Consider the following 21,474-nt stretch of genomic DNA (forward strand, 5'->3'; position numbering starts at 1 on the left):
CTGCCAGGCCGTTTCGGACATCCGGGGCCAGGCCTGCGGCCCGCCCCGGAGAACCTCACTTCAGGAAATCCGGTTCGATCAGGCGCGGCAGGAGCAGCGCCATGTCCGGCCAGAGGATCAACAGCGCCAGCACGCCCAGCATGGGCAGCAGCATGATGGTCACATCCTTCAGCGCGTCGATCACCCGCATCTCCGCCACCGCGCAGGTGATGAGCAGGCACAGGCCGTAGGGCGGCGTCACCAGCCCGAAGGCGAGCGAGACGATGCCGATCATCGCGAAATGCACCGGGTGCAGCCCGGCGGCCTCGGCGATGGGCTGGAGGATGGCGCCGACGATGATGATGGCCGGGATCGCATCCAGGAAGCAGCCCACCACCAGGAAGACACCGGCGATGAAGAAGCCCGTCATCGCCGGCCCCAGCTGCCAGGCGCCGACTCCCGCCATCAGGCCCTCGGGGATCTTGTAGAAGGCCAGCAGCCAGCCGAAGGCGCTCGCCGTGCCCACGCAGAAGAGCGCGACCGCCGAGAGCTTGCCCGTCTCGCTGAAGGCGTTCCAAAGTCCCCGCAGATTCATCTCGCGATAGACGATGATGGAGAGGAAGCCCGCATAGAGCACCGCGATGCAGGCGCTCTCCGTCGCGGTGAACCAGCCGAAGATCTTGCCGCCGATGATGATGAAGGGCGTCAGCAGCGCCGGGATGGAGACGAGGAAGGAGGCGAAGACCTCGTTCAGCGTCGAGCGCGGATAGGTCGGATAGCCGCGCATCTTCGCATAGGCATGCACCGTGCCCATCTGCGCGAGGCCGATCAGCAGCCCCGGCAGCACGCCGGCCAGGAAGAGCGCGCCGATCGAGACGGTCAGCACGCCACCCCAGACGATCATCAGGATAGAAGGCGGGATGATGACCGCGAGCACGGCCGAGACGGCGGTGATGGCGACGGAGAAGCTGTCGTCATAGCCCTCCTTGCGCTGCGCCTCGATGAAGAGCTTCGCCTGGCTCGCCGCATCCGCCGTGGAGCTGCCGGAGATGCCCGCGAAGAAGATGGACAGCACCACGTTCACCTGCGCGAGGCCGCCCGGGAAATGCCCCACCAGCGCGCGGGAGAAGCGCACCAGGCGGTCCGTGATGCCGCCGATGTTCATCAGGTTCGCCGTCAGCAGGAAGAAGGGCACGGCCAGCAGGATGAAGCTGTTGTAGGCGTTGAAGGTCTCCTGCAGCAGGAGCATCGGCCATAGCCGGTCCTCGATCAGCAGGATGGGCAGGCAGGCGAGGCCGATGGCGACGGCGACAGGCACGCGCAGCGCCAGCATCCCGAAGAAGCCACCGAAGAGGATCCACGCGGCCTGCGTGGAGGACAGCGTGCTGGCCCCCATCAGCCGCGCCCCCGCAGCACCTGGATGCTGTCCCACATGTGCTCGCCGGTGAAGAGCAGCCACGAGAAGCCGGCGATCGGCCAGGCGATGTGGATGGTCCAGAGCGGCAGCTCCGCCAGCTCGCTGATGCGGAACCAGGCGAACTCCGTGAACTCGATGCCGTACCAGAGGAAGACGGCGCCGAAGATCAGCATGAAGACATTGGCGACGAGATCCAGCGCCGCCTTGAACTTGCCGGTGGCCGAGGGGAAGAGGTCCACGATGAAGTGGCTCCCTTCCCGCACGCCGATCATCGCGCCGATCATGATCATCCAGACCAGGAGGAAGCGCGCCGCCTCCTCCGTCCAGATGTAGCGCGGGATCAACTCGGTGAAGCGCGCGAAGATCTGCAGCGTCACCGGGATGATGAGGATGACGACGGTGAGCACCACCAGCACATCGAGGAAGCGGCTGTAGAGGAAGGTGGCGCGGCGGAAGGCGCCGCGCGGCTGGTGGTGCGCCATCGGCTCAGCTGTTCAGCGCGTTGATGCGGGCGAAGATGTTCTCCGCCTCGATCTCCCGCGCATAGGTCGCCATCACCGGGGCCACGGCCGCCAGCATGGCCGCGCGGTCGGTGAAGGGGATGCGGCGGAGGCGCCCCTCGCCTTCCAGCCGGGCCAGGGTCTGCCCGTCCTCCGTGCTCTCCGTCTGGCGGCCGAAGACGCCGGCCTCGCGCCCGGCGCGGCGCACCGCCTCCTGCACCTCGCGCGGCAGGCGCGCGAAGGTCTGCGCCGAGAAGCAGATGGGGCGCACCGTGATCGCGTGCTGCGTCATGGCGAGGTTGGGCGCCACCTCGAAGAAGCGCATGGCCAGCACGCCCGCGGCCTCGTTCTCGCCCGCCTCGAGCACGTTGTTCTGGATGGCGTTGTAGACCTCGTTATAGGCGATGACCTGCGGCGCCATGCCGGCCGCCTGGAAGGTGCGGTTCCAGATCGGCGCACCCTGCACGCGCACGCGCAGGCCACGCATCTCCGCCATGTTCGAGACCGGCTTGTTCGCGAAGATGTTGCGGACGCCGCCCCCGGCATAGCCGATGAGCATGACGCGCGCGCGCCGCTCGACTTCCTGGGCCACGGGGGCCAGCAGGTCCTGGTCCATGACCTGGTTCCAATGCGCCAGGTCACGGAAGAGGAAGGGCGCGTCGATGAAGGGCGCGGCCCGGCTGAAGGTGGACATGTGCGCGGGCGAGACGATGCCGTAATCCACCGCGCGCCCGGCCGACATGTATTCGAAATACTGCTTCTCGAGGCCGAGGCTGCTGTTGCGGTGCAGGACGAAGTTCACCGGCCGGCCGGCGTATTGCTTCACCAGCTCCTCGAAGCGCAGGAGCGTGCGGTTGAAGACGTGATCGTCATTGAACTGCACGGCGCCGTTCAGCGTGATGGGCGCTTGCGCCCGCACGACGGTGGGCGCGGCGAGCAGGCAGGCGGCAGCGCCGCCCAGAAGCGTTCTGCGATGCATATGCGGATCCTCCCTGTGGTTCCGTCTCACGGCGGTTTGCCCGCTCGCGAGGGGAAGCCTATGCCCGGGGAAGCTCCGAGGGGAAGAGCCTAAAGGGCCTAGAAGGGCACGCCCACCACGTTCTTCGCGGTCCGGATGGTCTGCAGCGTCTGCACCTTGTGAACGTTCTGCGCGCCGGTCAGCCGCGCGGTCAGCGCGTTCTCGTGCGCCGTGTCCCGTGCCACGAGTCGCAGCAGGAAATCGCCGCCGCCCCGGATCATGTGGCATTCGCGCACCTCCGGCCAGCCGATGACCTCCGCCTCGAAGGCATCGAGCACCGCCTGCTTCTGGCTCTCCAGCCCGACGACGGCGAAGAAGGTGACCTCGAATCCGAGGGCCGTCGGCTCCACATCGGCGTGATAGCCGCGCAGCACGCCCGCCTCCTCCAGCCGGCGCACGCGGCGCAGGCAGGGCGGCGCGGAGAGGCCGACCCGGCTCGCCAGCTCCACATTGGTGATCCGCCCGTCGGACTGGAGTTCGGCCAGGATCCGCAGGTCAATGGCATCGAGTTCGGCCATGCTGGCGGGCGTTGTTTCGTTGCTACGGGGTGCCATGCGGCGCAATATCCTTGCGGATGCAGCGAAGTGCAACCCACTCTCTTGTTCCGCATGCCAAGATGGGCAGATATGCGTCCCACGCACGCCATCCCCCCGCGTGTCCCACACGACAAGCTCCGGAATCGCCCGTGCCCGCCACCACCCCCACCCGCCTCCTGATCATCGGCGCCGGCCCGGCCGGCTATACCGCCGCGATCTATGCGGCCCGCGCCGGCCTCAAGCCCGTGCTGGTCGCCGGCATGCAGCCGGGCGGCCAGCTCACCATCACGACCGAGGTCGAGAACTACCCGGGCTTCGCCGAGGCCGTGCAGGGCCCCTGGCTGATGGAGCAGATGCGCGCCCAGGCCGAACATGTCGGCACCGAGCTGAAATACGACCTCGTCACCAGCGTGGACCTCTCCCGCCGCCCCTTCCGCGCGGAATGCGACAGCGGCGAGGTCTACCTGGCCGAATCCATCATCATCGCCACCGGCGCCCAGGCGCGCTGGCTCGGCATCCCCGGCGAGCAGGCGCTCTCGGGCTTCGGCGTCTCGGCCTGCGCGACCTGCGACGGCTTCTTCTTCCGCGGCAAGGACGTGGCCGTCATCGGCGGCGGCAATTCGGCGGTGGAGGAAGCGCTCTACCTCGCCAACCTCGCGCGCCACGTCACCCTCATCCACCGCCGCGACAGCCTGCGCGCCGAGCGCATCCTGCAGCAGCGCCTCTTCGCCAAGGAGAACGTCACCATCCTGTGGGACATGGTGACCGAGGAGATGCTGGGCACGGAGGGCGCCCGCCCCGTCGCCCGCGGCCTGGCACTCCGCCACGCCCGCACCGGCGAGCGGCGCGAACTCCCGGTGGACGGCATCTTCGTGGCGATCGGCCATGACCCGGCGACGAGCCTCTTCCGCGGCCAGCTCGCCATGGATGAAGGAGGCTATCTGATGGTGACACCAGGCGGCACCCGCACAAGCGTGGAGGGCGTCTTCGCGGCGGGCGACGTGGCGGACAAGGTCTATCGCCAGGCCGTGACCGCCGCCGGCACCGGCTGCATGGCGGCGCTCGACGCCGAGAAATTCCTCGCCGCTCACGAAGCGGCACATGACAAGGCCGCTGCGTGATGCCGCTCGACTGGGACAAGCTGCGCGTCTTCCACGCCGTGGCCGAAGCCGGCTCCTTCACCCATGCGGGCGAGACGCTGGCGCTGAGCCAATCGGCCGTCTCGCGCCAGATCCAGGCGCTGGAGGACGCCCTCTCCGTGCCGCTCTTCCACCGCCATGCGCGCGGCCTGATCCTCACGGAGTCGGGGGAGACGCTGAACCGCACCGTGCGCGAGGTCTTCGCCAAGCTCGCCATGACCGAGGCGCTGCTGACCGAGGGCCGCGAACGCCCGGCCGGGCGGCTGAAGATCACCACCACCACGGGCTTCGGCGGCTCCTGGCTCGCACCCCGCCTGCACCGCTTCCTGGAGATGTATCCGGAGATCAACGTCTCCGTGATCCTGGACGATGCCGATCTCGACCTCGCGATGCGCGAGGCGGATGTCGCCATCCGCATGCACCCGCCCCGCCAGCCGGACCTGATCCAGCGCCATGTGGCGAGCTTCGGCTGGCGCATCGTGGGCAGCCCGGACTACCTGAAGCGCCACGGCATCCCGCAGCGCCCGGAGGATCTGGACGCGCACAAGCTGATCGTCTGGGGCGACTACCGGCCGCCGGTGGAGGACATCAACTGGCTGGCCGAGATCGGCCGCAAGCCGGGCCAGGCGCGGCGCGGCACGCTGGAGGTGAACAGCCTGACCGGCATGCTGCGCGCCGTGCAGTCGGGCATGGGCCTCGCCGCCATGCCGGACTACATGGGCCCAGAGCTGGAGGGCCTGCTGACCGTGCTGCCCGAGCTGAAGGCGCCCAAGATCAACGCCTATTTCGTCTATCCGGAGGAGATGCGCGCCTCGAAGCGCGTCTCCGTCTTCCGCGATTTCCTCGTGGCGGAGCTGGCGGGCGCCAGCAGCTGAGGTTTCCAGGGGGTGGCGGGGCCGGTTCATCGGGTCCGCCACTGCCGCATGTCACCGCCGGCCAGTTTCAGCAGCCCGCCACAGGCCTTGAGCAGGCCGCGCGGGATGGAGCCGAGATCCTCCAGCGCCTTCGCCACCAGCTTTTCGATGCTTTCGGACAAAGCCAGGTCCGGCAGGAAGCAGGGCGCGCAAGGCAGGGCCGAGCGCAGGCCCAACTCCTTCACCACCAGCAGCTGATGCAGGCTCGCCCGCCGTGCCACCCGGCGCCAGGCGCGGCAAAGCCGCTCCCTCAGGCTGTCGAATTCGGGGTTGGTCGCGGCGAAGAGCCAGCGGTCCAGCACGCCCGCCTTCATCCAGCGCCGCAACTGCCGGTGCGCCGTGTCCCACTTGCCGAAGCGGGCCGGCATCTCGGACCAGATGCAGCGCGTCATCACCACATGGAAAATGCCGTCCAGCATCCGGCGCCGGTCCCGGCAGGGCCGGCCCCCAGCGGGGATCATCGGGGCGAGGAGGGCGTATTCGGCGTCGGTGAGGAGGGGCCGCATTCTGTCGTTATAGGAACAAATGCAGAACATGCGCCAGGAAAAAAGACCTCGGGCGGCCGAGGGGCTTGCCCCCAGGCACCCCTTGCCATCACCTCTGCCGTGATCGGGCAACCGCCCCTGCGCGCGGGGGCATCGGAAGGGCGCGTCATCACATGAAGCCGGGCAGGGTCGCTGGGCGTCCGCCACTCACGCCGGATCAGCGCGGGGTGGCCATGGGCATGGCTTCGGCCCTGCTGGCGGCGGTGGCCGTCTTCAGCCTGGCGGCCATCCTGGGAGGGGCCTCGTCCGGCTTCGGTTCATCGCTCGAATCCCGCCTGGAGGTGCTGGCCGCGTGCCTCCTGGCGCCGGCGGCCACCCTGCTCTTCTGCATTGCCCGGCTGGCGAAGCACCGCTTCTTCACGCCCGAGGACATCAACGGCAGCGCGCTGACCGAGGGAAGCATGCGGGCCAGGCTGCTCCAGGCGCTGCTGCAGAACACGCTGGAGCAATCGGCGCTCGCCCTGCCGGTCTATCTCCTGGGCGCGTTGCTGTTGCCGGGCCACCTGCTCGGCCTTGTACCGGCGGCCGCCGCGATGTTCCTGACCGGCCGCGCGCTGTTCTATGCCGGCTACGCGGGCGGGGCCGCATCAAGGGCCCTTGGCTTCGCCCTCACCTTCTACCCGACGGTTCTTCTCGCCGTGATCGCGGTCGGTGCCCGGATCCTTCGCCTGGCCGCCTGAGCCGGCGGCACAGGCCCATCACAGAGCCGGGGTCCGGGAAATCAAGAGCCCCAGGGCGGGTCCAGGGCAGCGCCCTGGACCTCCCCCTCGGTCTCTTACTTCCGCAGCTTCTCCGCGATCTGCACCGCGTTCAGCGCGGCACCCTTCAGCAGCTGGTCGCCGCAGAGGAAGAAGTCGAGCCCGCGGTCGCCAAACACCGGGTTGGCGCGGATGCGGCCCGCTTCCACGTCGTCCTGGCCGGTGGCCGTGATCGGCATGGGGTAGCGCTGGGCGGCCGGCTCATCCACCACCCGCACGCCCTTGGCGCGGGAGAGAACCTCGCGCGCCGCTTCCGGCGTCACGGGGCGTTCCGTCTCGATCGTCACGGCTTCCGCATGCACGCGATAGGTCGGGATGCGGACGGCGGTGCAGGAGATCAGGAGATCGGGCATGCCCATGATCTTCCGGCTCTCCCAGGCCACCTTCATCTCCTCGCGCGTGTAGCCATTGGGCTGGAAGCTGTCGATCTGCGGGATGACGTTGAAGGCCAGCGGGTGGGCGAAGACCTCGTTCTGCGCGGGCTGGCCATCCACCAGGACGCGGCGGGTTTCACGCTCCAGCTCGGCCATGCCTTCCGCGCCCGCGCCCGAGGCCGCCTGGTAGGTCGAGACAATGACGCGCTTCAGCCCGAAGGCCTGGCGCAGCGGCTCGAGGGCCACGACGAGGATGGCCGTCGTGCAGTTCGGGTTGGCGATCAGGCGATGGCTGCCGATGGCGGCCTCGTTGACCTCGGGCACCACCAGCGGCACGTCGTCCTCCAGCCGCAGCGCGGAGGAATTGTCCACCACGGCCACGCCCTGCGCGGCCAGCGCGCGCGCATGTGCCTTGGCGAAATCGCCCGAGACGGCCAGCAGCGCGAGGTCGAGGTTGCGGGCGCCGTCCGGGCTATAGGCCTCGATCGCGACGTCGCCCCAGGGCGTGCTCTGCTTGGTGCCGGCCGAACGCGTGGAGGCGAAGAGGCGAAGCTCCGTCACGGGGAAGTGCCGCTTGGCGAGCACCGCCACCAGTTCCTTGCCGACCGCGCCCGTGGCACCGATCACGCCCACACGCATCACACATTTCTCCTGATGAAACCGGCGCTGTGTAGCCCAGGCCCGGGCGCACGGAAACCGCCCCTGGCGCAAGGCAGGTGAGCGCCGCGCAACCGCCGGCACCCCGCGACGTTCCCGGCATCTCCGCATCATCCCGAAGCGGCCAGGGCCTGGACCACGCGCGATGACCCTCAGACAGCTCAACCCGCCTCTGCCGATGACCACGCCGCACGGGCCCGGCCTCGCGCATTTCGTGATGGATTACGGGCCGGAATCCCACCTGCTCTGGGTGGTCTTCCTGGATGCCGACGGCGCCTGCTGGTCCATCCCCAACCCCGAGGTGCGCCTCGCGCCCAATTGGTCGCTCGGCCGCCGGCCGCGGAAGTCATCCCAGCCCGGACTCACCGCCATCGGCTAAAGGCTGCGGCGGCATCGCCGAAACGCAGACTCAGCCGCTGGGCCAAGCCTGGGCCATGCGAAGTGACCGCAGCGTGGTCGAGGGGATGGCGTGGCGCGGCGGAAGCCCGGTCCATCCGCGCGGCAGCGGGCGCGCTCAGGCCGGCTGCAGGCGGGTGAGGCGCGAGGGGTTGATCTCGGCCAGCAGCACGCTGCCATCCGGGTGCAGTGCGATGCCATGCGCGCCGTTCAGCACCGCCCGCGCGCGGCCCACCAGGGCACCGTTGCGCGAGAAGACCGAGAGGCGCGGCACCTGGTCCGTCACCCACCAGTTCCCCTCGGCATCCGCGCCGATATCCATGGGTTTGTGCACGTCGGTGATCTCGCGCAGGAATTCGCCCTGGGCGGTGAAGATCTGCACGCGGCTGTTGTCGCGATCCGCCACCGCCACCTCGCCGAAGCCGTTCATCCAGACGGCGTGCGGCGTGCAGAATTGGCCAGGGCCGCGCCCGGGCTCGCCCCAGCCGCCCTCGGGCGTGCCATCGGGGCGGAAGCGGTGGATGCGCGAGGCGGCATAGCCATCGCCCACGAAGGCCGTGCCGTCGGGCGCGAAGCAGATGTCGCAGGGGCTGTTGAAGGGCGCGCCCGGCCCGTGCCGCGAGCCCAGCGCGCCGAGCCGTTCGCCCTCCGCATCGAAGCGGATGATCTCATGCGCGTCGCGATCCACGACATGCACGCTGCCATCCGGCGCGACGCAGAGCATGTGGCCATCGGCGACCGATTCGCCCCAGGCATCCAGCCGCCGGCCATCGGGGTCGAGCACGATGACGGTGGGGATTGCCGGGTCCACATAGGGGTCGGCGCGGAGCAGCACGTAGATGCGCCCCTGCGCGTCCACCGCCACGTCGCTGACACGCCCCGCGCCATCCGGCACGGCGCCCCAGGGGCGTTGGATGCGATAGCGCTGCGCGCCGAGCGTCACGAAGAGTTCCATGCCGGAAAGCTTGCCACGCGAGCGGCTTGGCGGCCAAGCTTCCTGCCGCATGATTCGACATCAACGCGCCATCGGCGCCGCATCGCTGGAAGTGGCGGCGCATGGCCTTGCCCGCCTTGCCCAGGCCTCGCCGCTGCGCATCCTCTTCCCGACGCCGGAGCCGGGGGCGGCGCTGGAGGCCGCTTTCGTGAATGTGGCCGGCGGGCTGGCGGGGGGCGATTCCATCACCGCCGGCATCACGCTCCAGGCGGGGGCGCGCGCCCAGGTCACGACCCCCGCGGCCGAAAAGGTCTATCGCAGCCTGGGCGACACGTCCCGCATCGCCACGCGGATCGAGGTGGCGGAGGGGGCCGTGCTGGAATTCCTGCCGCAGGAGGCGATCCTCTTCGACGGCGCGCGGCTCACGCGCGGCATGGAGGCGCGGGTGGCGCCGGGCGGCACGCTGCTGGTAGCGGAGGCATTGGTGCTGGGCCGCATCGCGCGCGGCGAGGTGTGGCGGCAGGGCGCCCTGCACGACCGCTGGCGCCTGCACCAGGGCGAGCGGCTGGTCTGGGCCGACGCCATGCGCCTGGACGCCACGCAGCGCGATGCGCCCTTCGGCCTGGATGGCGCGGATTCCCTCGGCATGATCCTGCTGATGGCCGAGGACGCCGCCGCGCATCGCGAATTGGCGCGAGAACTGACGGCGGGCGCGGCCTCACTGGTGCGGCCGGGGCTCCTGCTGCTGCGCTTCCTTGGCACGGCGGGGGCGGTGCGCGGGGCGATGGCGGCGGCCATCCCCGCCTTGCGCGCGGCGGCACTCGGCCTGCCGCCCGTCCTTCCAAGACTGTGGACGTGCTGAGGCATCCTGTTCCATGATGGTTTTATGCAACTGACCCCCCGCGAAAAAGACAAGCTGCTCATCGCCATGGCCGCCCAGGTGGCGCGCCGCAGGCTGGAGCGCGGCGTCAAGCTCAACCACCCCGAGGCCATCGCGCTGATCACCGATTTCGTCGTCGAGGGCGCGCGGGACGGCCGCTCCGTCGCCGAGCTCATGGCCGCGGGCGGCGAGGTCATCACCCGCGCCCAGGTGATGGAAGGGGTGGCCGAGATGATCCACGACATCCAGGTGGAAGCCACCTTCCCCGACGGCACCAAGCTCGTCACCGTCCACAACCCGATCCGTTAGAGGACCGCCATGATCCCAGGTGAAATCCTCTGCCCCGAGGGCGAGATCGAGCTGAACGCCGGCCAGCCCGTGACCGAGATCGAGGTGGCCAACACGGGCGACCGGCCGATCCAGGTCGGCAGCCATTACCACTTCTCCGAGACCAACCCGTCGCTGACCTTCGACCGGGCGGCCGCACGCGGGCAGCGGCTCGACATCGCGGCCGGCACGGCGGTGCGGTTCGAGCCGGGGCAATCGCGCATGGTGCGCCTCGTGCCGTTGCGCGGCGGGCGCGTGGTGCATGGCTTCCGCGGCGATGTGGAAGGGAAGCTGTAGATGGCAAAGCTCTCGCGCCACGCCTATGCCGGCATGTATGGCCCGACCGTGGGCGACCGCGTGCGCCTCGCCGACACCGAGCTCTTCATCGAGGTGGAGCGCGACCTCACCACCTATGGCGAGGAGGTGAAGTTCGGCGGCGGCAAGGTGATCCGCGACGGCATGGGGCAATCCCAGGCCACGCGCGCGCAGGGCGCGGCCGACACCGTCATCACCAATGCGCTGATCCTCGACCATTGGGGCGTGGTGAAGGCCGATGTCGCCCTGCGCGATGGTCGCATCCATGCCATCGGCAAGGCCGGCAATCCCGACACGCAGCCCGGCGTGGACATCGTGATCGGCCCGGGCACCGAGATCATCGCGGGCGAGGGCAAGATCCTCACCGCCGGCGGCATCGACACGCATATCCACTTCATCTGCCCGCAGCAGGTCGAGGAGGCGCTGACGGCTGGCGTCACCACCATGTTCGGCGGCGGCACCGGCCCCGCGCATGGCACGCTCGCCACCACCTGCACGCCCGGTCCCTGGCACCTGGCCCGCATGATCCAGGCGACCGAGGGCCTGCCCATGAATGTCGGCTTCCTCGGCAAGGGCAACGCGGCCCGGCCCGAGGGGCTGGAGGAAATGATCCGCGCCGGCGCGGCGGGGATGAAGCTGCATGAGGATTGGGGCAGCACGCCGGCCGCCATCCGCAACTGCCTCGCCGTGGCCGACCGCTACGACGTGCAGGTGGCGATCCACTCGGACACGCTGAACGAGGGCGGCTTCGTCGCCGACACCATCGCCGCCTTCGAGGGCCGGACCATCCACGCCTTCCACGTCGAGGGCGCGGGCGGCGGCCATGCGCCGGACATCCTCAAGCTGCTGGGCGAGAAGAACGTGCTGCCCAGCAGCACCAACCCCACCATGCCCTATACGGTGAACACGGTGGACGAGCATCTCGACATGCTCATGGTCTGCCATCACCTCGATCCGCGCATCGCCGAGGACGTGGCCTTCGCGGAATCCCGCATCCGGCGCGAGACCATCGCGGCCGAGGACATCCTGCACGACCTCGGCGCCATCAGCATGATGTCGTCCGACAGCCAGGCCATGGGCCGTGTCGGCGAGGTGATCATCCGCACCTGGCAGACCGCGCACAAGATGAAGGTCCAGCGCGGCCGCCTGCCGGGCGAGACCGGCGAGAACGACAATCTCCGCGCGCGGCGCTACATCGCGAAGTACACGATCAACCCCGCCATCGCGCAGGGCATCTCGGCCTATGTGGGCAGCATCGAGGTGGGCAAGCTCGCGGACCTCGTGCTGTGGAGCCCGGCCTTCTTCGGTGTGAAGCCGGAGATGGTGCTGAAATGCGGCATGATCGCCACGGCGCTGATGGGCGACCCCAACGGCTCCATCCCCACGCCGCAGCCGGTGCATTACCGCCCCATGTTCGGCGCCCTCGGCCGCGCCCCGCAATTCACCAGCGTGACCTTCACCTCGGCCGCGGCCCTCGATGCCGGGCTCGACAAGTCCCTCGGCATGACGCGCCCGTTGCTGGCGGTGAGCAACACGCGCGGCGGCATCTCGAAGAAGAGCATGGTGCTGAACGACGCGACGCCGGTGATGGAGATCGACGCCGAGACCTACGAGGTGCGGGCCGATGGCGAATTGCTGATCGGCGAGCCCGCGCAGGTGCTGCCCATGGCGCAGCGCTATTTCCTGTTCTGAGGGCCCAGCCGATGCACGACATCCTCCCCCGCGCCACGCGCGTGGCAGCCCCCGGCAGCTTCACCGCCGATGCCGAGGTGAGGCTCGACTTCGATGACCGCTTCCGGCGCCGCAAGCGTTACGAGACGGCCGGCGGCATCCCCTTCGTGCTGGACCTGGCCGAGGCGCAGGTGCTGCGCGAGGGCGACGGGCTGATCCTCGATGATGGCCGCGTCATCCTGGTCCGCGCCGCCGAGGAACCGTTGGTGGAGATCCGCGCGCATAACGCGGCGGAGATGATCCGCCTCGCCTGGCATCTCGGCAACCGGCATCTGCCCGCCGAATTGCAGGAACAGCGCATCCTGATCCGCGAAGATCACGTGATCGAGCAGATGCTGCGCGGCCTCGGCGCCCATATCCAGAAGGTGCGCGCGCCCTTCAACCCGGAGGGCGGCGCCTATGGCGAGCACAACCGCTCCTCCCACCAGCACCACCATGGGCACCACCATGGGCACCACCACGGCCACGACCACGGCCATGAGCACGACCACCATCATGGCGACGGGAACCATCACCATCACCACGGTGACTGACGCCGATCTCTTCCGCCTGATGGCCTGGACCTCGCCCGCCTATCCGGTGGGCGGCTTCAGCTACAGCCACGGCATCGAGATGGCGGTGGAGGAAGGCCGGCTGAAGAAGCAGGCCGACCTCGTCGCCTATATCGCCTCCGTGCTGCGCCAGGGCGCGGGGCGGGTGGATGCGGTGCTCTTCGCCGAAGCGCATCGCGCGCCGGATGAGGAAGTCCTGGATGAGATCGCCGAACTCGCCTTCGCCTGGCGCGGCACGGCGGAGACGGCCCTCGAATCCACGCAGCAGGGTGGCAGCTTCGCCAGCGTGACCGTGTCCTGCTGGCCCGATGCGCGCTTCGCGGCCTTCGCCGCGCGGCATCGCGGGCGGCTTTCGCATGCCGTCGCCTTCGGCGCGGCGGCGGGCATGGCCGGCATTCCGCTGCGCCCCGCCCTCTTCGCCTTCCTGCAGGGCTTCTGCGCCAACCTCGTCTCGGCCGGCGTGCGCCTCATCCCGCTCGGCCAGACCGATGGGCAGATCGCCACCGCGGCGTTGCAGCCCATCATCTCCGAATGCGCCGATGCGGCGCTGACGACACCGCTGGAGGAGCTGGGCACGGCCGCGCCGCTGCTCGACATGCTCTCCATGCGCCACGAAACCCAATACACGAGGTTGTTCCGCTCATGAGCAATGGACCCTTCCGCGTCGGCGTCGGCGGCCCTGTCGGTTCGGGCAAGACGGCGCTGGTCGAGCGGCTCTGCCGCCTGCTGCGGCAGACGCACGACATCGCGGCCATCACCAATGACATCTACACCAAGGAAGATGCCGAGTTCCTGACCCGCGCCGGCGCCCTGGACGCCGAACGCATCATGGGTGTCGAGACCGGCGGCTGCCCGCACACCGCGATCCGCGAGGATGCCTCGATCAACCTGGCCGCGGTGGACGACATGTCTGCGCGCTTCCCCAATCTGGAAGTCCTCTTCATCGAGAGCGGCGGCGACAACCTGGCCGCGACCTTCAGCCCCGAGCTGGCGGACCTCACCATCTACGTGATCGACGTGAGCGCGGGCGACAAGATTCCCCGCAAGGGCGGCCCCGGCATCACCCGCTCGGACATCCTGGTGATCAACAAGATCGACCTGGCGCCGCTGGTGGGCGCGGACCTCTCCGTGATGGACCGCGACGCGCGCCGCATGCGCGGCCAGCGCCCCTTCATCTTCAGCAACCTGAAGATCGACAAGGGCGTGACCGAGATCGCCGACTTCATCCTGGAGCAGGGCGGTCTGGCCACTCGGGAGTCGCGGCTGGTCCCCGCCTGATCAGCGGCGGGCCAGGCTCAGCACGCCCGCCATCACCGCCAGCACCGCCCCGCAATAGAACCCCATCCACGGCCCCGCCAGGGTGAAGCAGGCCGCCGCCGTGGTCGCGCCCAGGCTCTGCCCCAACACGCGCGCCGTCGCCTGCATGCCGCCCGCGCTGCCGGCCCGGTGACGGGGCGCGCTGGAGAGGATCGCGCGGTTGTTCGGCGCCTGGAAGCAACCGAAGCCGATGCCCGCCAGCAGCAGTCCCAGGCAGACCCAGAGGCTGGCGGGGATGCTGCCGAGCAACAGCAGCGCCAACGCCAGCACGCCGCCCCCCGCCGCGACCGGCAGGGCCGAGGCGGTGCGGTCGGCCAAGCGCCCCGCGATGGGGGCCAGCAGCCCGACAGCGAGGGGATAGGGCGTGATGATCAGCCCGATCTGCACCGGCGTGAATCCGGCGGTCGAGAGGTGGAAGGGCATGGAGATGACCGTCACCATATGGGCGGCGAACATGCAGATGGAGGCACCGATGGCGAAGCGCACGGTGCGGATGCGGAGCAGGTCCAGCGGCAGCAGCGGCACGGAGCGCGCCATCTCCCGCCGGATCAGCAGCCCGCCGACGAAGAGGCCGAGCGCCAGCGCCACCAGGCCCAGCACCGGCCAGTGCAGGATGAGGTCCAGGCCCAGGAAGACCAGGCCGAAGGCCGCCACGTTCATCGCGGCCGCGCCGAGGTCGAAGGCGCGCGCCTGGCGCGGCACGTCGGGCAGCACCTTCGCGCCGAAGATCAGGGCGGCGAGCCCCACGGGCAGGTGCACGAGAAACACCGCCGGCCATTCCGCCACCGCCAGCACCGCCGCGCCGAGCGAGGGCCCGGTGGCCGAGCAGAGCGCCACCACCATGGCATTGAAGCCGATGGCGCGGCCAAGCTGCGCGATGGGATAGGTGTGGCGGACCAGGCCCGACATCAGGCTCATCACAGCCGCACCGCCCAGGCCCTGGGCGATGCGCGCGGCCAGCAGCGTCTCGAAGCTCGGCGCCAGGGCGGAGCACAGGGCCGCCAGCAGGAACAGCGCCAGCCCGGCATTCCAGACGCGCTTGAACCCCGCGATCTCGCCCAGCGCCGCAAAGGGGATGAGCGTGCCGACGACGGTGATCTGGTAGGCATTCACCACCCAGACCGATTCCGCCGGCGTCAGGCCGAGATCCCGCGCCGCCGAGGGCAGCGCGATGTTGACCATCGCGGCATCGAGCACGGTGAGCGCGATCCCGGCCGCGATGCAGGCGGCGGCGCGGGTGCGTCTGGGCTCCGGGAGGCCGTCTGCCTCCGACTCGGGCGTCACGCCGCGTGCGAGACCTTCCGCGTCGCCTGCGGGAGGGAGACGCCCACCAGATGGTCGCGCGAGACGATGGCGGTCAGCTCATCCTCGCTCCAGCCCTCGGTGCCGGGCGGGCGCAGGGGCAGCACCATCCAGCGGAAATCCGCTGTGCTGTCCACCACGCGCACCTGCACGCCCGCCGGCAGCACCGTGCCGAATTCGGCCAGCACGGCGCGCGGCTCACGCACCGCGCGCGAGCGATAGGCGGAGGATTTGTACCAATGCGGCGGATAGCCGATCACGGCGCGCGGATAGCAGGAACACAGCGTGCAGACGACGAGGTGATGCACGCTCTCGGTGTCTTCCAGCACGCCGAGCGGCGGGTTGCCCTTCATGGAGACGCCCATGGCCTCGGCCGCGGCCGTGCCGTCGCGCAGCAGGAAGGCGCGCCATTCCGGGTCCACCCAGGCGCGGGCCACCATGCGGGCGCCGGTCTCGGGGTTCGCGCGCTCGGCGATGGTCCGGCGCTGCGCGATCTCCTCCTCGGTGACGATGCCGCGCGACTTCAGCGCGGCGACGAGCTTCTCGAGGAGGGCAACGCTCTCCGGGCGGGGTTGGTAGCCGGCCATCACGCTTCCTCCAGCCAATGTTCAAACAATTCGATCAGCAGCGTGTCCCCCGCCTCGCCCTCGTTCCAGACGGGCGGCTGGTCGAACAGCACATGATAGAGCACGCGCGGCGTGGCCGGGCGGTTGAAGGCGATGTCCTCGGGGTTGGGGAAGGTGCCCAGCGCCCGCGCCACCGTGCCCATGCGGCCGCGCACATAGTGCGGCGTGCGCAGGTGCAGCCGCGCGATGCGCTCGGGCCGCGCATCCTTCACCCGCACGCGCTGGCCCGGCTTGAAGCGGGCGGCAGCGGTTTCACCCACGCCGGTGCTCACTGCAATTCCTCCCAGCTGGCCGCGCCCTTGGCGAGCATGACGGCGGCAATCGCCCGCAGCCACTTCTCGTAATAGGTCAGGCCGAAATACTCCGCTTCGGGCAGGCTTTCGATGTTCAGGCGCTGCTCATCCGTGGTCAGCAGGCCCTTCTCGCGCAGCACGGCGCGCAGCGCGTCCACGCGCTTGCCGAAATCATCCGGCGGCGCGTCGTCATCCGGCTCGACCGGGGTGCAGCGGAAGCGGGGATTGCCGCCCAGGTCATGCTGGGCGGGAGCGGGTTCGGGCGTGTCCATGGCGTGAGCCTACGCCCGCCGGCCGCGCCCTCGCAACGGGTGTGGCGCCGTATCTTCACCGCTTCGCAAGGTGGCGATGGCATGGTTTCGCCATGGCCCTTCGCTTCCCCTCGGCCGGGGCGCTGTCCGAGCGCCTGGCCCTCGCCACCCGCGCCGATGCGCCGTTGCTGCTGCTCGCGGCCGACGAGGCGCCACCGGTGCGCCTCGCCGTCGCCGCCAACCCGCATGCGCCGCGGCTGGCCGATGCGATCCTGGCGCGCGATCCGGTGGCGGAAATCCGCGCGCGGCTGGCCCGCAAGCTCGCCGTGCATGCGGCGGAGCTGGCGGGGATGGGCTGGGCAAGGCTGCGCCGCCTGGCGGAGGACAGCGCGCCCCAGGTGCGCCACGCCGTGGCCGACACCCTGACCGACCTGCCCGACGCCCCGCATGACCTGGTGCTGGCCCTGGCACGGGACCCCGAGCCGGGCGTGAGCGAGCCACTCATCCGCCTCTCCCGCGTCCTGACCGAGCCAGACCTGATCGAGCTGGTGCGCCGCCCGCCGGTCGCGGAGGCACGGCAATCCGTGGCCCGGCGGCTGAACCTGACGGAGCGCGTGGCGCGCGCCATCCTGCAAACCGGCGACACGGCGGCGATGGCCGCGCTGCGCCGCAACCCGACCGCCCGGCTGCCGCGCGAATGAACTGACACGGCATGGACAACCGGCGGCAAAGGTCGGTGTCATGGAAGCTTCACAAATCTGAAACACGCTGGTCTCCCGGGGCGCCTATCCGCTGCGCCACCCACCGCCCCTCCCCTGCCCGGGCGGACCAACATGGAGATCACCGTGAACCGTCGCTCCCTTCTCGCCCTGACCGCCGGCGCTGCCGCCACCCCCTTCCTGGCGCGCGAGGCCTTCGCCCAGGCCGCGACGATCACCGGCGCCGGCGCCACCTTCCCGCGCCCGCTCTATGAGCGCTGGTCGCAGGCCGCGCGCGAGCCGCTGGGCGTCACGCTGAACTACCAGTCCATCGGCTCGGGCGGCGGCATCAACCAGATCACGGCCCGCACCGTGGATTTCGGCGCCTCCGACGCGCCGCTCAGCACGGCGCAGCTGACGGAGCGCAAGCTGATGCAGTTCCCCTCCGTGCTCGGCTCGGTGGTGCTCAGCGCCAACCTGCCCGGCGTGGCCGACAATGCGCTGCGCCTGACGCCCGAGATCATCGTGGACATCTTCATGGGCCGCGTGGCCCGCTGGAACGACCCCCGCCTGGTCGAGCTGAACCGCGACATCCGCCTGCCGAACCTGCCCGTCTCCCCCTGCTACCGCGCCGATGGCTCGGGCACGACCTGGGTCTTCACCACCTATCTCTCCCGCGTGTCGGATGCCTGGCGCACGGGTCCGGGTGCGGGCACGGCGATCAGCTGGCCCGCCGGCAACGGCGCGCGCGGCAATGAGGGCGTGTCCAACATCATCCGCAACACGCCGGGCGCCATCGGCTACATCGAGAATGCCTACGCCGTCGTGAACCGCATGACGACGACGCAGCTCCGCAACAAGGGTGGCCGTTTCCTCGCGCCGGAAATGCCGGCCTTCCTGGCCGCCGCCGCCGCCGCCGACTGGACCGTGCCGAACTTCGCCGCCGACACGATCGACCTGGCCGATCCGGCCGCCTGGCCGATCACCAGCCCGACCTACATCCTGCTGCCGATCGACCCGCCGGCCGACAAGGTGGCGGCCAGCCGCAACACCATGCGCTTCTTCGACTGGGCCTTCCGCAATGGCGGCGACATCGCCCGCCGCCTGGAATACATCGCCCTGCCGACCGCGGCGCATGACCTGATCCGCGCCGCCTGGGCGCGCCAGGTGCGCGACCCGTCCGGTGCGGCGGTCTGGACTGGGGCCGCGGCCTGAGCCATCACCCGCCGGCCGGGCTCGGGCCCGGCCGGCGCCCGTCTCTTTCCAAGGTTTCCTTCCGTGCAGCCATCGCCCCCCGCCCCGGCACGCCGGAGCTCCGGCTCCATCGGCGATCTCGTCTTCGAATGGTTGTGCCGGGGCGCGGGCGTCTTCGTCCTGCTGCTGCTGGGCGGCATCATCGTCACCCTCTTCATCGGCGGCCTGCCGGCCTTCCGGCAATTCGGCCTCGACTTCCTCATCAGCACCCGCTGGGACCCGGTGGAGGGGCGTGAGCAATTCGGCGGCGCGGTCGCCATCGTCGGCACCGTGATGTCCTCGATCCTCGCCATCATCCTCGCCGTGCCGCTGGCCTTCGGCATCGCCTTCTTCCTGACCGAGCTCTCGCCCCCCTGGCTGCGCCGGCCGATGGGCACCGCGATCGAGCTGCTGGCCGCCGTGCCCTCGATCATCTTCGGCATGTGGGGCCTCTTCGTGCTGGTGCCCTTCGTGCAGCGCAACATCCAGCTGCCCTTCGGTGAGACGCTGAGCGAATTGCCGCTGGTCGGCTTCCTCTTCCAAAGCACGAACTTCGCCGGCACCTCCATCTTCGCCGCCTCACTCGTGCTCGCCATCATGATCCTGCCCTTCATCGCCGCCACCATGCGCGACGTGTTCGAGCAGGTGCCGCCGGTCTACAAGGAAAGCGCCTACGGCCTGGGCGCCACGCGCTGGGAGGTGATGAGCGGCGTGGTCATCCCCTACACCCGGATCTCGGTGGTGGGCGGCATCATGCTCGGCCTGGGCCGCGCGCTCGGCGAGACGATGGCGGTGACCTTCGTCATCGGCAATGCGAACCGCATCGCGACATCCTTCTTCGACCCGACGACCACGATCGCCTCGGTCATCGCGATGGAGTTCCCGGAGAGCCTGGCGGGCGGCCTGCAGCAATCCTCGCTCTTCGCGCTGGGCTTCCTGCTGTTCCTCATCTCCTTCATCGTGCTCGCCTCGTCGCGCTACCTGCTGCGCTCGCGGCTGAAAGGCTGAGGCCATGAGCGCCACGACCGACCTTCACGCCATCGCCATGCGCCCGCGGGATGAGCGCGCGCGCCGCGCCCGTGGGCGCCGCCGCCGTCTGGTGGACCAGGGCATCCGCCTGTTCTGCCTGGCCGCGACCGCGGTCGGCATCTTCTTCCTCGCCTCCATCCTGATCACGCTGGTCTGGCGTGGGGCGGCGGCGATCGATCTCACCGTCTTCATCACGGATTTCCGGCCGACCACCTATGGTGACCCGGATGCCGAGAAGGGCGGCCTGCTGCACGCCATCCTGGGCAGCTTCGTGCAGGCCGGCATCGGCGTGGCGGTGGGCACGCCCATCGGCATCCTGGTCGGCACCTACCTCTCGGAATATGCGCGGCAGACGGCGCTGGGCAATGCGGTGCGCTTCGTCTCGGACGTGCTGCTCTCCGCACCTTCGATCCTGGTCGGCCTCTTCATCTACCAGATCGTGGTGCTGCCGATGGGCGGCTTCTCGGGCCTCGCGGGCGGGCTCGCGCTCTCCATCATCGTCATCCCGGTGGTGGTGCGCACGACCGAGGACATGCTGACGCTGATCCCCAACACCCTGCGCGAGGCGGTGGTGGCACTCGGCGCGCCCAAGTGGAAGATGATCACGCTGGTCGCCTACCGCGCCGCGTTGTCCGGCATGGTGACCGGCATCCTGCTCGCCTTCGCGCGCATCGCCGGCGAGACGGCGCCGCTGCTGCTGACCAGCTTCGGCAACAACGTGGTGAACTGGGACCTGACGAAGGCGATGGCCAGCCTGCCGGTGGCGATCTACCAGCAGGCCAATTCCGGCTTCCCCGACCTGATCCAGATCGCCTGGGCCGGTGCGCTGATGATCACCGTCGGCGTCCTCCTGGTGAACATCATCGCGCGCACCCTGCTGCGCAAGCGCATCTGAACGAAGGCATGGCCATGAACTCCGACACCCAGACCAACATCGACACCCAGGCCGGCTTCGGCGGCATGCAGGCGCGCTCGGATGCGGTGATCAGCACCGACAACCGCATCAGCATCCGCAACCTCGACTTCTTCTACGGCCCGACGCTGCCCAAGGCGCTGAAGGGCATCAACCTGAACTTCCCGAACCGCCAGGTGACCGGGATGATCGGCCCCTCGGGCTGCGGCAAGTCCACGCTGCTGCGCGTGATGAACCGCATGTACAGCCTCTACCCCGGCCAGCGCGCCGAGGGCGAGGTGATGATGGACGGCCAGAACCTGATCGATCCCTCCGTGGACATCAACGAGCTGCGCTCCAAGGTCGGCATGGTCTTCCAGAAGCCCACGCCCTTCCCGATGACCATCTACGAGAACATCGCCTTCGGCGTGCGCCTGCACGAGAAGCTCTCCAAGGCCGAGATGGACCAGCGCGTCGAATGGGCGCTGACCCGCGCGGCCATCTGGGGCGAGGTGAAGGACCGGCTGCAGGCCAATGCCATGGGCCTCTCGGGCGGGCAGCAGCAGCGCCTCTGCATCGCGCGCACCATCGCCGTCCGCCCCGAGGTCATCCTCTTCGACGAGCCGACCAGCGCGCTCGATCCGATCTCCACGCTGAAGATCGAGGAGCTGATCGACGAGCTGAAGCGCGACTTCACCATCGCCATCGTCACGCACAACATGCAGCAGGCGGCGCGCTGCGCGGACCAGGTGGCCTTCTTCTACCTGGGCGAGCTGATCGAGGTGGCGCCGGCGGCCGAGATGTTCACGGCGCCGAAGCAGCGCAAGACCCAGGAATACATCACCGGCCGGTTCGGCTGAGG

At 69.7% G+C, this 21,474-nt stretch carries 27 protein-coding genes; 16 read left to right on the top strand and 11 right to left on the bottom strand.

Annotated elements, in window-relative coordinates; genetic code table 11:
- Window positions 1-55 precede the first annotated feature (55 nt).
- The 4 genes from R9Z33_RS23310 to R9Z33_RS23325 all read right to left on the bottom strand — a co-directional run bounded on the left by R9Z33_RS23310 (window position 56) and on the right by R9Z33_RS23325 (window position 3,468).
- Entirely contained in the window at window positions 56-1,375 is a 1,320-nt protein-coding gene (locus tag R9Z33_RS23310; protein WP_318648973.1) for a TRAP transporter large permease, read from the bottom strand.
- Window positions 1,375-1,878 (bottom strand): TRAP transporter small permease, encoded by a 504-nt coding sequence (locus R9Z33_RS23315; RefSeq protein WP_318648974.1) that lies wholly within the window; start codon window positions 1,876-1,878, stop codon window positions 1,375-1,377. The genes R9Z33_RS23310 and R9Z33_RS23315 overlap by 1 nt, the downstream gene beginning before the upstream one ends.
- Before the next feature lie 4 nt (window positions 1,879-1,882).
- A complete protein-coding gene (locus tag R9Z33_RS23320) occupies window positions 1,883-2,875 on the bottom strand; it encodes a TRAP transporter substrate-binding protein (RefSeq protein ID WP_318648975.1) in 993 nt (330 codons plus the stop codon).
- 98 nt (window positions 2,876-2,973) lie between these two features.
- A complete protein-coding gene (locus R9Z33_RS23325; protein WP_318648976.1) occupies window positions 2,974-3,468 on the bottom strand; it encodes an Lrp/AsnC family transcriptional regulator in 495 nt (164 codons plus the stop codon).
- A gap of 131 nt (window positions 3,469-3,599) precedes the next feature.
- On the opposite strand from R9Z33_RS23325, the gene trxB reads away from it, so the two are divergent.
- Window positions 3,600-4,571, top strand: coding sequence for a thioredoxin-disulfide reductase (trxB, locus tag R9Z33_RS23330; protein ID WP_318648977.1), 972 nt, complete (start codon window positions 3,600-3,602; stop codon window positions 4,569-4,571).
- Complete coding sequence (locus R9Z33_RS23335) at window positions 4,571-5,464, top strand: LysR family transcriptional regulator (RefSeq protein WP_318648978.1); 894 nt, start codon at window positions 4,571-4,573, stop codon at window positions 5,462-5,464. The genes trxB and R9Z33_RS23335 overlap by 1 nt, the downstream gene beginning before the upstream one ends.
- A gap of 26 nt (window positions 5,465-5,490) precedes the next feature.
- Here R9Z33_RS23335 and R9Z33_RS23340 read toward each other — a convergent pair whose 3' ends face one another.
- Window positions 5,491-6,009: a transposase gene (locus R9Z33_RS23340; protein WP_318648979.1), complete on the bottom strand. Its 519-nt coding sequence runs from the start codon at window positions 6,007-6,009 to the stop codon at window positions 5,491-5,493.
- 218 nt (window positions 6,010-6,227) lie between these two features.
- Here R9Z33_RS23340 and R9Z33_RS23345 point away from each other — a divergent pair, with 218 nt between their 5' ends.
- Window positions 6,228-6,728, top strand: coding sequence for an MAPEG family protein (locus R9Z33_RS23345; protein WP_318648980.1), 501 nt, complete (start codon window positions 6,228-6,230; stop codon window positions 6,726-6,728).
- 95 nt (window positions 6,729-6,823) lie between these two features.
- Here the strand turns inward: R9Z33_RS23345 and R9Z33_RS23350 are convergent, their stop codons facing one another.
- Window positions 6,824-7,819, bottom strand: a complete 996-nt coding sequence (locus R9Z33_RS23350) for an aspartate-semialdehyde dehydrogenase (protein WP_318648981.1) — start codon at window positions 7,817-7,819, stop codon at window positions 6,824-6,826.
- A gap of 163 nt (window positions 7,820-7,982) precedes the next feature.
- On the opposite strand from R9Z33_RS23350, the gene R9Z33_RS23355 reads away from it, so the two are divergent.
- Entirely contained in the window at window positions 7,983-8,216 is a 234-nt protein-coding gene (locus R9Z33_RS23355) for a hypothetical protein (RefSeq protein WP_318648982.1), read from the top strand.
- A 135-nt stretch (window positions 8,217-8,351) separates the two neighbouring features.
- Here R9Z33_RS23355 and R9Z33_RS23360 read toward each other — a convergent pair whose 3' ends face one another.
- Entirely contained in the window at window positions 8,352-9,188 is an 837-nt protein-coding gene (locus R9Z33_RS23360; protein WP_318648983.1) for an NHL repeat-containing protein, read from the bottom strand.
- A 49-nt stretch (window positions 9,189-9,237) separates the two neighbouring features.
- Between R9Z33_RS23360 and R9Z33_RS23365 the strand changes: the two genes are divergently transcribed.
- From R9Z33_RS23365 to ureG, 7 genes are read left to right on the top strand one after another with little or no spacing between them, the layout of a single operon-like run.
- Complete coding sequence (locus R9Z33_RS23365; protein WP_318648984.1) at window positions 9,238-10,029, top strand: urease accessory protein UreD; 792 nt, start codon at window positions 9,238-9,240, stop codon at window positions 10,027-10,029.
- Between the two features lie 24 nt (window positions 10,030-10,053).
- Window positions 10,054-10,356 carry an urease subunit gamma gene (locus R9Z33_RS23370; RefSeq protein WP_318648985.1) on the top strand — a complete coding sequence of 101 codons (303 nt, stop codon included), beginning with the start codon at window positions 10,054-10,056 and terminating at the stop codon, window positions 10,354-10,356.
- Between the two features lie 9 nt (window positions 10,357-10,365).
- A complete protein-coding gene (locus tag R9Z33_RS23375; protein WP_318648986.1) occupies window positions 10,366-10,671 on the top strand; it encodes an urease subunit beta in 306 nt (101 codons plus the stop codon).
- Window positions 10,672-12,381, top strand: a complete 1,710-nt coding sequence (gene ureC, locus R9Z33_RS23380; protein ID WP_318648987.1) for an urease subunit alpha — start codon at window positions 10,672-10,674, stop codon at window positions 12,379-12,381. It begins immediately after the preceding gene.
- An 11-nt stretch (window positions 12,382-12,392) separates the two neighbouring features.
- Window positions 12,393-12,953: an urease accessory protein UreE gene (locus tag R9Z33_RS23385; protein WP_318648988.1), complete on the top strand. Its 561-nt coding sequence runs from the start codon at window positions 12,393-12,395 to the stop codon at window positions 12,951-12,953.
- Window positions 12,916-13,617 carry an urease accessory protein UreF gene (locus R9Z33_RS23390; RefSeq protein ID WP_450104032.1) on the top strand — a complete coding sequence of 234 codons (702 nt, stop codon included), beginning with the start codon at window positions 12,916-12,918 and terminating at the stop codon, window positions 13,615-13,617. Before R9Z33_RS23385 ends, R9Z33_RS23390 begins: the two co-directional genes overlap by 38 nt.
- Window positions 13,614-14,249, top strand: coding sequence for an urease accessory protein UreG (gene ureG / locus R9Z33_RS23395; RefSeq protein WP_318648990.1), 636 nt, complete (start codon window positions 13,614-13,616; stop codon window positions 14,247-14,249). Before R9Z33_RS23390 ends, ureG begins: the two co-directional genes overlap by 4 nt.
- Here the strand turns inward: ureG and R9Z33_RS23400 are convergent, their stop codons facing one another.
- The 4 genes from R9Z33_RS23400 to R9Z33_RS23415 are packed head-to-tail and all read right to left on the bottom strand — an operon-like array spanning window position 14,250 to window position 16,781.
- Window positions 14,250-15,572, bottom strand: a complete 1,323-nt coding sequence (locus R9Z33_RS23400; RefSeq protein WP_318648991.1) for an MFS transporter — start codon at window positions 15,570-15,572, stop codon at window positions 14,250-14,252.
- On the bottom strand, window positions 15,569-16,177 hold the full coding sequence (locus R9Z33_RS23405; protein ID WP_318648992.1) for a nitrile hydratase subunit alpha: 609 nt from the start codon (window positions 16,175-16,177) through the stop codon (window positions 15,569-15,571). The genes R9Z33_RS23400 and R9Z33_RS23405 overlap by 4 nt, the downstream gene beginning before the upstream one ends.
- Complete coding sequence (locus tag R9Z33_RS23410) at window positions 16,177-16,476, bottom strand: SH3-like domain-containing protein (protein WP_318648993.1); 300 nt, start codon at window positions 16,474-16,476, stop codon at window positions 16,177-16,179. The genes R9Z33_RS23405 and R9Z33_RS23410 overlap by 1 nt, the downstream gene beginning before the upstream one ends.
- An 8-nt stretch (window positions 16,477-16,484) precedes the next feature.
- On the bottom strand, window positions 16,485-16,781 hold the full coding sequence (locus R9Z33_RS23415; RefSeq protein WP_318648994.1) for an SH3-like domain-containing protein: 297 nt from the start codon (window positions 16,779-16,781) through the stop codon (window positions 16,485-16,487).
- A 92-nt stretch (window positions 16,782-16,873) separates the two neighbouring features.
- Between R9Z33_RS23415 and R9Z33_RS23420 the strand changes: the two genes are divergently transcribed.
- The 5 genes from R9Z33_RS23420 to pstB all read left to right on the top strand — a co-directional run bounded on the left by R9Z33_RS23420 (window position 16,874) and on the right by pstB (window position 21,472).
- A complete protein-coding gene (locus R9Z33_RS23420) occupies window positions 16,874-17,461 on the top strand; it encodes a DUF2336 domain-containing protein (protein WP_318648995.1) in 588 nt (195 codons plus the stop codon).
- A 144-nt stretch (window positions 17,462-17,605) separates the two neighbouring features.
- Entirely contained in the window at window positions 17,606-18,673 is a 1,068-nt protein-coding gene (pstS, locus tag R9Z33_RS23425; protein ID WP_318648996.1) for a phosphate ABC transporter substrate-binding protein PstS, read from the top strand.
- A gap of 63 nt (window positions 18,674-18,736) precedes the next feature.
- Entirely contained in the window at window positions 18,737-19,699 is a 963-nt protein-coding gene (gene pstC, locus R9Z33_RS23430) for a phosphate ABC transporter permease subunit PstC (protein WP_318648997.1), read from the top strand.
- A 4-nt stretch (window positions 19,700-19,703) separates the two neighbouring features.
- Window positions 19,704-20,615: a phosphate ABC transporter permease PstA gene (gene pstA, locus R9Z33_RS23435; RefSeq protein ID WP_318648998.1), complete on the top strand. Its 912-nt coding sequence runs from the start codon at window positions 19,704-19,706 to the stop codon at window positions 20,613-20,615.
- A 65-nt stretch (window positions 20,616-20,680) separates the two neighbouring features.
- The gene (pstB, locus tag R9Z33_RS23440) at window positions 20,681-21,472 is read left to right on the top strand and encodes a phosphate ABC transporter ATP-binding protein PstB (RefSeq protein WP_318651690.1); all 792 of its coding nucleotides are present in this window, start codon (window positions 20,681-20,683) and stop codon (window positions 21,470-21,472) included.
- Window positions 21,473-21,474: the final 2 nt, after the last annotated feature.

It is taken from the genome of Sediminicoccus rosea (assembly GCF_033547095.1).
Classification (GTDB): Bacteria; Pseudomonadota; Alphaproteobacteria; order Acetobacterales; family Acetobacteraceae; genus Roseococcus; species Roseococcus rosea.